We start from the raw sequence: 7,896 nt of genomic DNA, 5'->3' as shown, positions 1-7,896 counted from the left end.
GGATGTTGCCAAAGTAGTAGCCCGCCAGCGTCACACCCACGACCCACAAGGTACCACCGGTCACGTCATAGAAGGTGAACTTGCCACGGCTCATGGCCGACACACCCGCCACGAAGGGCGCGAAGGTGCGCAGGAAAGGCATGAAGCGCGCGATCACCACGGTGATGCCGCCGTACTGCTCATAGAAGGCGTGAGCTTGCTCGAAAGCTTTCTTGTTGAAGAAACGTGACTGCTCCCACTGGAACACTGTAGGCCCCAGCTTGCGCCCGATCGCGTAGTTGCTTTGATTGCCCGCGATCGCGGCCACAGTCAGCAGCCCGATGGACAGGGGCAGGCTCATCATGCCCAGGCCGCACAGGGCCCCGACCATGAACAGCAGCGAATCACCCGGCAGGAAGGGCATGACCACCACGCCGGTCTCGACAAAGATGATCAGGAACAGCAGGGCATAGACCCAAGGCCCGAAATCCTGCACAAACATCATCAGATGCTTGTCCACGTGCAGGATGAAGTCAATCAGAAAGTGTGCGATATCCATGGCGGCGCATTATGGCCGGGATTGCTCAAGGAAGCCGTACAGCCAATCCCCGAAGCCCGGGCCTTCTACAATAGCAGGATGACGCCTGAGCCCGCCCGCGAACCATCTTTTTCGGACACACCCACACCTGAATCAGCGCCTGCGCGCCGAACCATTCAGGAGTTGCCCGACGAACTGATCAGCCAGATCGCCGCTGGCGAGGTGGTGGAGCGCCCGGCGTCCGTGGTGCGCGAGCTGGTGGACAACGCGCTGGACTCCGGCGCCAGCCAGATCACCGTCAAGCTGCTGGCTGGTGGCGTGCGCCAGATTCTGGTGGAAGACGATGGCTGCGGTATCCCGGTGCCCGAGCTGCCTTTGGCCCTGCGCCGCCACGCCACCAGCAAGATCCGCTCGCTCGATGACCTGGAGCATGTGTCCACCATGGGTTTTCGGGGTGAGGCCCTGGCGGCGATCGCCTCCGTGTCTGACACGTCCTTGTCCAGCCGCACACCTGACGCCGCACACGCCCACCGGCTGGATGCCCGCTCGGGTGAATTGAGCCCGGCTGCGCGTGCCGTGGGCACCAGCGTGGAAGTGCGCGAGCTGTTCTTCAGCACCCCCGCCCGGCGCAAGTTCCTCAAGAGTGATGCCACCGAGCTGGCGCATTGTCTGGAAGCCGTACGCCGCCACGCCCTGGCGCGGCCGGATGTGGGCTTCAGCGTGTGGCACGAAGGCAAGCTGGTTGAACAACTGCGTGCGGGCACACCGGCGCAGCGCCTGGCCGATGTGCTGGGCGACGAGTTCGTGCGCACCAGCCGTGAGGTTGCGCTGAGCATCGGGCCCATGCGCATCCATGGCCGCGCCGGCCTGCCCGATGCCGCCCGCTCCCGTGCCGACTGGCAGTACTGCTATGTCAATGGCCGCTATGTGCGCGACAAGCTGCTGGCTCACGGCGTGCGCTCCGCCTACGAAGACGTGCTACATGGCTCGCGTCAACCTACCTACGCGCTGTTCATCGACATCGCGCCGGAGTTGGTGGATGTGAACGTGCACCCGACCAAGATCGAGGTGCGCTTCCGTGATTCGCGCCAGGTTCACCAGGCTGCGCGCAAGGCAGTTGAAGCGGCGCTGGCCTTGTCTCGCGCAGGTCAGGTTGATGCCAAAGAAGCCTTGCCTGGTACCGGCTCGTCGGCATCAGAAGAAGCGACATCTGCAAGGCCAGCTGACGGCTCACAGGCCACGCCCGCCTTCAACTTGCAGGCCACTACAGAGCCGCCCAAGCTGCAGCCCGCGCAACAGACCGCCCTGCCCTGGATGCGTGTACAAGACAGCGCACCGGAGCGCCGTTGGGGCGGCTGGCCCAGTAGCGGTGGCGCGTCGTCCGACACGGCCACCGTGTTGTCCACGGCATCCACGCCCATCCCCGCCTTTGATCCCAGCGCGTCCCCCGACGCTTTTGCCGGTTTGAACCTGCCTCGGGTCGTGGCCTCATCCAGCCAGGACGATGAGGCACAAGCGTTCACCGTTGCTACTGCCCCTGTCACCCGCGATCTGAGCAGCAACGCGCAACCCGCCAACGACTGGACCAATCAGATCCCCCCGGCCTCGATGGATGAGAGCCAGGAATGGCCCCTGGGCCGTGCCGTGGCGCAGATCGGCGGCATCTACGTGCTGGCCGAGAACGCCAAGGGCCTGATCATCGTGGACATGCACGCCGCCCATGAGCGTGTGGTCTACGAACGCCTGAAAGCACAACTGGCGCATGAGCGCCTGGAAAGCCAGCCCCTGCTGATCCCGCTGACCTTTGCGGCCACGCCTCAGGAAGTGGCCACGGCCGAAACCCAGCGCGACGCCCTGCTCTCGCTGGGCCTGGACGTGGATGCGATCGGCCCCGGCAAACTGGCTGTGCGTTCGTTGCCCATGGCCCTGACACAGGCTGACGGCGTGGAACTGGCCCGCTCGGTGCTGGCTGAACTGGCCCAGCTCGACGCCAGCGACGTGATCAAGCGCGCGCAGCATGAACTGCTGGCGACCATGGCCTGCCACGGCGCCGTGCGCGCCAACCGCCGCCTGACCTTGGCCGAAATGAATGCCCTGCTGCGCGACATGGAAGCCACCGAACGCGCCGATCAGTGCAATCATGGCCGACCGACCTGGCGCCAGCTCACGTTGAAAGAACTCGACGCCCTTTTCCTGCGTGGCCGTTGATCCGCATCGCCCCACGCAGCCGCCCTGCCGGACACCCTTATGACCGAACGAAAAAAATTGATCCTGGCCAAACCGGCTCAGGCCGACACCGAACAAACCGGCAGCCCCTACCGCAAGCCCCCCGTGCGTGGCAGCGGCACGGCGCCACGCAAGCGCATGACGGCTGCAGAGGCTACTCAGGCACGTGAAGAAGCTGCAGCCCGTGAGCGTGCGGCACCACGTCGAGACGAACAGGCGCCTCGCAGAGAGCCACGTCAGGCGCCCGGCCAGGATCGCGGCGCTTACCGCGGCGAGGGCCGAGATGAACCTCGCCGTGATCCGCGCCAGGCGCCACAGGGTGATCGCCGCCCCTCATCGCGCCGTGAGCAGGATCCACGCGGCACGCAGGATCGCGCCCGGTCGGCAGATCGCTCTGACTATCAGGACCAACGCCCGGAACAAGCGCCACGCCGAGACCACCGCCGTGCTGACGGCCATTCGGCCCCACGCCAACCGCAAGCGCCGGTCGAACCACGCGAAGACGACGGCCGCCTGCGCCTGTCCAAGCTCATGAGCGAAAAAGGCCTGGCCTCGCGCCGTGAAGCCGATGAGTGGATCGAACAAGGCTGGGTCAGTGTCGATGGCGAGGTTGTCAGCGAACTCGGCACGCGCGTGTTCCCGCATCAAGTCATCACCATCGATTCGCTGGCGCGCACCCAACAGGCCCAGCGCGTCACCGTCTTGATCCACAAACCCATCGGCTATGTGAGCGGCCAGGCTGAAGACGGCTATGAGCCCGCCGTGGCACTGATCAGGCCTGAGAACCGCTGGCACGAAGACAAGCTGCCCGTCCAGTTGACACGAGGCCACCTGAAGAACCTCGCCCCTGCGGGCCGTCTGGACATCGACTCCACCGGCCTACTCGTGCTCACACAGGATGGCCGCATCGCCAAGCAACTGATCGGCGAAGACTCCGGCATCGAGAAGGAATATCTCGTGCGTGTGGTGTACGAGGCCTCGCCTGAGGCAGAGAACGTCTCCGCCGTGGTGCCGCCAGAAGCCATCGAACAACTCAAGTTCGGCCTGGAACTGGATGGCCGCCAGCTCAAGCCTGCGCAGGTGTCGTGGCAGAACGAGCAGCAGTTGCGCTTCGTGCTGCGTGAAGGCCGCAAGCGCCAGATCCGCCGCATGTGCGAACTGGTTGGACTCAAAGTGGTGGGCCTCAAGCGCGTGCGCATGGGCCGCATCACGCTGGGCAAGCTGCCCCTGGGTCAATGGCGCTTCCTGAGGCCGGATGAGCGCTTCTGAGCCCACGCGGGCTGACCGCGCCCTGCCGGCCTGGGTGGTGATCATGGCCCTGAGCCTGCTCACCGGCCTGCAACCCATCACGACCGATCTCTACCTGCCCGCGTTGCCGCAGATGCAACGCGAGCTAGGGCTGGACCCGTCGCATGTGCAGTGGACGCTCTCGGCCATGATCCTGGCCTTTGGTTTCGGCCAGTTGATCTGGGGCCCGATCTCGGATCGTTTTGGCCGCCGCCCCGTCTTGCGCTGGGGCCTGGGCTTTTATGTGCTGGCCAGCGCCTTGACCGTGGTCGCCCAGGATCTGAGCATGATGATCCTGGCGCGCGTGGCGCAAGGCGCCAGCCTGTCGGCTGCCGTGATGTGCGGCCGCGCCATGATCCGTGACTTGTACGCGCCCGAACAAGGCGCCCGCATGATGGCCAAGGGCATGAGCGGGCTGGGCGTTCTGGCGCTGGCAGGCCCCATCCTGGGCGGGCTCACGGCCACGCACTTCGGCTGGCGTGCCACCATGGGCCTGCTGGGCTTGTTCGGCCTGGCCACCTGGCTGTTCATCTGGACGCGCCTGCCCGAAACCCTGCCCGAGGAACGCCGCCAGCATCACCTGCACTGGGGCACCATGGTTCGCAGTTGGTGGCAGATCTCCAGGCACCCCACCTTCCGTGCCCACGCCATGTTGACCTCGTCCACCTATGGCGGGCTGTTCGTGTACCTGGCCTTGTCATCCTTCGTGTTCATCCAGGTGCTGGGCACCAGCCGCACGGTTTATGGCTTTGGCATGTCCACCTTGTCGCTGTCCTATCTGGCTGGCACCTTCCTGTGCCGCCGCATGTTGCCTCACCGAGGCCTGGTGGGCACCGTGCGCATGGCAGGCTGGTGTTCGCTGGCCGGTGGCACGGCGCTGGTGCTGGTCTCTGCCGGGCAACTCATGTGGCATTGGCAGGTGCCCGCCTGGAGCCTGCTGCCTGGCATGTGGCTGTACGCCTTTGCACATGGCATCCATCAGCCTTGCGGGCAGACGGGTGTGGTCTCGGCCTTCCCCATGCAGGCGGGCGCCGCATCGGCTTTGTCAGGCTTCGTGCTGTCCTTCATTGCCTTCGTGATCGGCGCATTCATGTCCTGGTGGACATCCCTGCCAGCATGGGCCGGCACCATTCATCCGATGACGCTGGGCATGGGCATCGGTGGCGCGATGACGGCGTGGATCGCGCTTGGCCGCGTTCAACGTGACGGCCATCATCACGCCGCTGCATGAACAAGATCATGACGAAGACGCCACCTACCTGGATCCTGGCCGGCCCCACCGCATGCGGCAAAACCGCGGCCGCACTGGCCTTGGCGCAAGACGTCGATATCGAGATCATCAGTGTGGACTCGGCCCTCATCTACAAGGGCATGGACATCGGCACCGCCAAGCCGTCTGCTGACGAGATGGCCGCCGTACCGCACCATCTCATCGACATCATCGACCCGAGCGAGAGCTACAGCGCCGCCCGCTTCGTGCAAGACACGCAACGCCTGATTGGCGAGATCCGTGCACGCGATCGCACACCACTGCTGGTCGGCGGCACCATGCTCTACATCAAGGCCCTGCTTGAAGGCCTGGACGACATGCCCACCGCAGACCCTGCCATCCGTGGCATGCTGGATGCCCAGATCGCCGAACGCGGCACACCCGCGATGCATGCCGAACTGGCCAAGGTCGACCCCATCACCGCCGCGCGCCTCGCCCCGGCTGACACCCAGCGCATCCAGCGTGCATTGGAGGTCTGGCACAGCACAGGCCAGCCTTTGTCGAGCTTCCATCAAAGAGCGAACAAGAAAGACGAGCCGCAACACGAGGCCATCCTGGTCTCGCTGGAACCCACCGATCGTGCCTGGCTGCATCAACGCGTGGCGCAACGCTTCGAGCTGATGATGCAAGCGGGCTTCATTGATGAGATCATGCGCCTGCGCGAGCGCCCCGATCTGCACGTGGGCCTGCCCTCCATCCGGTGCGTGGGTTACCGCCAGGTCTGGGAAGCACTGGATGCCGGGCTGGATCTGCACCAGCCCACCGTGCTCAAAGAGGTGATGGACAAAGGCATCGCCGCCACGCGCCAGTTGGCCAAACGCCAGATCACCTGGCTGCGCAGCATGCCGCAACGTGTGGTCGTACCCTGCGATCAAGCCGATGCGCTGATCGGTGTACGACGCGCATTTGGTATCCAGTCGTGACGCTTGCGGTTTTCGCCACAAACGCACAAACTTGACTGGCGAAGCCCTGTAGGCTTGATATGGGTTAACGCCAAGCCAGACTGGCGCACATAAGCTGGCCCTTCACCGAGAAAGACCATGCCGTACGAACTGTTTCGCCACAAGGGCCACGTGTGCCTGATGTTTTCTGATTTGTGTGACGAAGGAGGCGGCGCAGTTCAGGCCAACCAGTTCCTCATCGTCAACGACGATACCGGCGCCATCATCGATCCGGGCGGCAACCTGGCCTACAGCGAGCTCTATCTGGCCATGACCCGGCACTTCGCGCCCTCACGCCTGTCGGCCATCGTGGCCTCGCATGCTGACCCTGACATCATCGCCGCGCTTGACCGCTGGATGACCGCCACACCAGATGCCAAGCTGTATGTATCCACGCTGTGGGAGCGCTTTGTGCCGCACTTCTGCAAGCCGGGTAAGACCACAGGCCGCATCATCGGCATGCCGGATTCAGGCATGCGTATCCCGATTGGCAACAGCGAACTGATCGCCCTGCCCGCGCACTTCATGCACGCCGAAGGCAACTTCCAGTTCTACGATCCGATCAGCCGCATCCTGTTCTCAGGCGACCTGGGTGTCTCGTTGATGGCCGGCAAGCAAGCCCAGCAAGTCATCACCTCGCTGTCGCCCATGCCACCGGGCATGGAAGCCTTCCATCGCCGCTACATGGTGTCCAACAAGATCCTGCGCTTCTGGGCGCGTATGGCGCGGCAACTGCCCATCGACATGATCGTGCCGCAGCACGGCGCGCCACTGCAAGGCCCGGCCGTCAAGCAGTTCATCGACTGGGTGGAAGGCCTGTCGTGCGGCATCGATCTGATGACCGACGCCAACTACGCCATCCCGCGCTGACATCACCCAGGGCGCCGAGCCTGCCAATACCGCAAAGAATGCGGCAAAGGCTCAGTGCGCCCCGCCCGCATCCACAGGCGCTGCCATCTTCTTGGGCTTGGCCATCCACACAATCGGGATCAGGCACAAGAACAGGAAAGACGAGACCAGGTAGACATCGTCCGCTGCCCGCGTGAAGGCCTGCTGATCGATCAAGCGCGTGATCTGCGCCGCAGCCTGATCGAAGCTCATGCCCGTGTTCATCAGGGCATTGAGGCCATCCATGGCGCCAGGATCCGTGCGAGACACCTTCTCGACCATGTGCACATGGTGCAGCGTGGCGCGGTTCTCCCAGATGGTGGTCACGGTGGACGTCCCCATCGCACCCGCCGTGATCCGAACGAAGTTGCTCAAGCCCGATGCAGCGGGGATGCGGTCCGGCGTCAAGCCGTTGAGCGTGATCGCACTCAAGGGGATGAAGAAGAAGGCGATGGCCGCACCTTGCAGAATCGTCGGCACCAGAATGTGGTTGAAGTCGACCAGGGTGTTGAAGTGCGAACGCATCCACATCACCAGTGCAAAGCCCGAGAAAGCGACCGTGGCCAGCCAGCGCGGGTCCACCTTGGTCACGTTCTTGCCCACGATGGGTGACAGCAAGATCGCCAGCAAGCCGACCGGCGCCACAGCCATACCGGCCACGGAGGCCGTGTAGCCCATGTACTGCTGCAGCCACATAGGCAGCAGCACCACGTTGCCGAAGAACAGGCCATAAGCCACCGACAAGGCCAGCACACCGAACAGGAAGT

Annotated in this window: 6 protein-coding genes and 1 pseudogene; 5 read left to right on the top strand and 2 right to left on the bottom strand. The window is 64.2% G+C overall.

Annotation, left to right across the window (positions count from 1 at the left end; all coding sequences use genetic code 11):
* On the bottom strand, positions 1-538 hold a 538-nt coding region (locus EPO09_RS06220), incomplete at its 3' end, for a VTT domain-containing protein (protein WP_290641263.1).
* A gap of 78 nt (positions 539-616) precedes the next feature.
* On the opposite strand from EPO09_RS06220, the gene mutL reads away from it, so the two are divergent.
* From mutL to EPO09_RS06195, 5 genes are all read left to right on the top strand, one after another.
* Positions 617-2,725, top strand: a complete 2,109-nt coding sequence (mutL, locus tag EPO09_RS06215) for a DNA mismatch repair endonuclease MutL (RefSeq protein ID WP_290641261.1) — start codon at positions 617-619, stop codon at positions 2,723-2,725.
* Positions 2,726-2,764: 39 nt separating this feature from the next.
* Positions 2,765-4,012 (top strand): pseudouridine synthase, encoded by a 1,248-nt coding sequence (locus EPO09_RS06210; RefSeq protein ID WP_367200048.1) that lies wholly within the window; start codon positions 2,765-2,767, stop codon positions 4,010-4,012.
* Complete coding sequence (locus EPO09_RS06205; RefSeq protein WP_290641259.1) at positions 3,999-5,261, top strand: multidrug effflux MFS transporter; 1,263 nt, start codon at positions 3,999-4,001, stop codon at positions 5,259-5,261. The genes EPO09_RS06210 and EPO09_RS06205 overlap by 14 nt, the downstream gene beginning before the upstream one ends.
* Positions 5,258-6,223, top strand: a complete 966-nt coding sequence (gene miaA, locus EPO09_RS06200; RefSeq protein ID WP_290641257.1) for a tRNA (adenosine(37)-N6)-dimethylallyltransferase MiaA — start codon at positions 5,258-5,260, stop codon at positions 6,221-6,223. Before EPO09_RS06205 ends, miaA begins: the two co-directional genes overlap by 4 nt.
* 117 nt (positions 6,224-6,340) lie before the next feature.
* Positions 6,341-7,111, top strand: a complete 771-nt coding sequence (locus EPO09_RS06195; protein WP_290641255.1) for an MBL fold metallo-hydrolase — start codon at positions 6,341-6,343, stop codon at positions 7,109-7,111.
* Between the two features lie 51 nt (positions 7,112-7,162).
* Here the strand turns inward: EPO09_RS06195 and EPO09_RS06190 are convergent.
* A pseudogene (locus EPO09_RS06190) lies at positions 7,163-7,896 on the bottom strand (MFS transporter); the annotation flags it as partial.

It is taken from the genome of Aquabacterium sp., from assembly GCF_004297345.1.
Classification (GTDB): domain Bacteria; phylum Pseudomonadota; class Gammaproteobacteria; order Burkholderiales; family Burkholderiaceae_C; genus Aquabacterium.
This window is presented reverse-complemented; position numbering and strand designations above follow the sequence as displayed.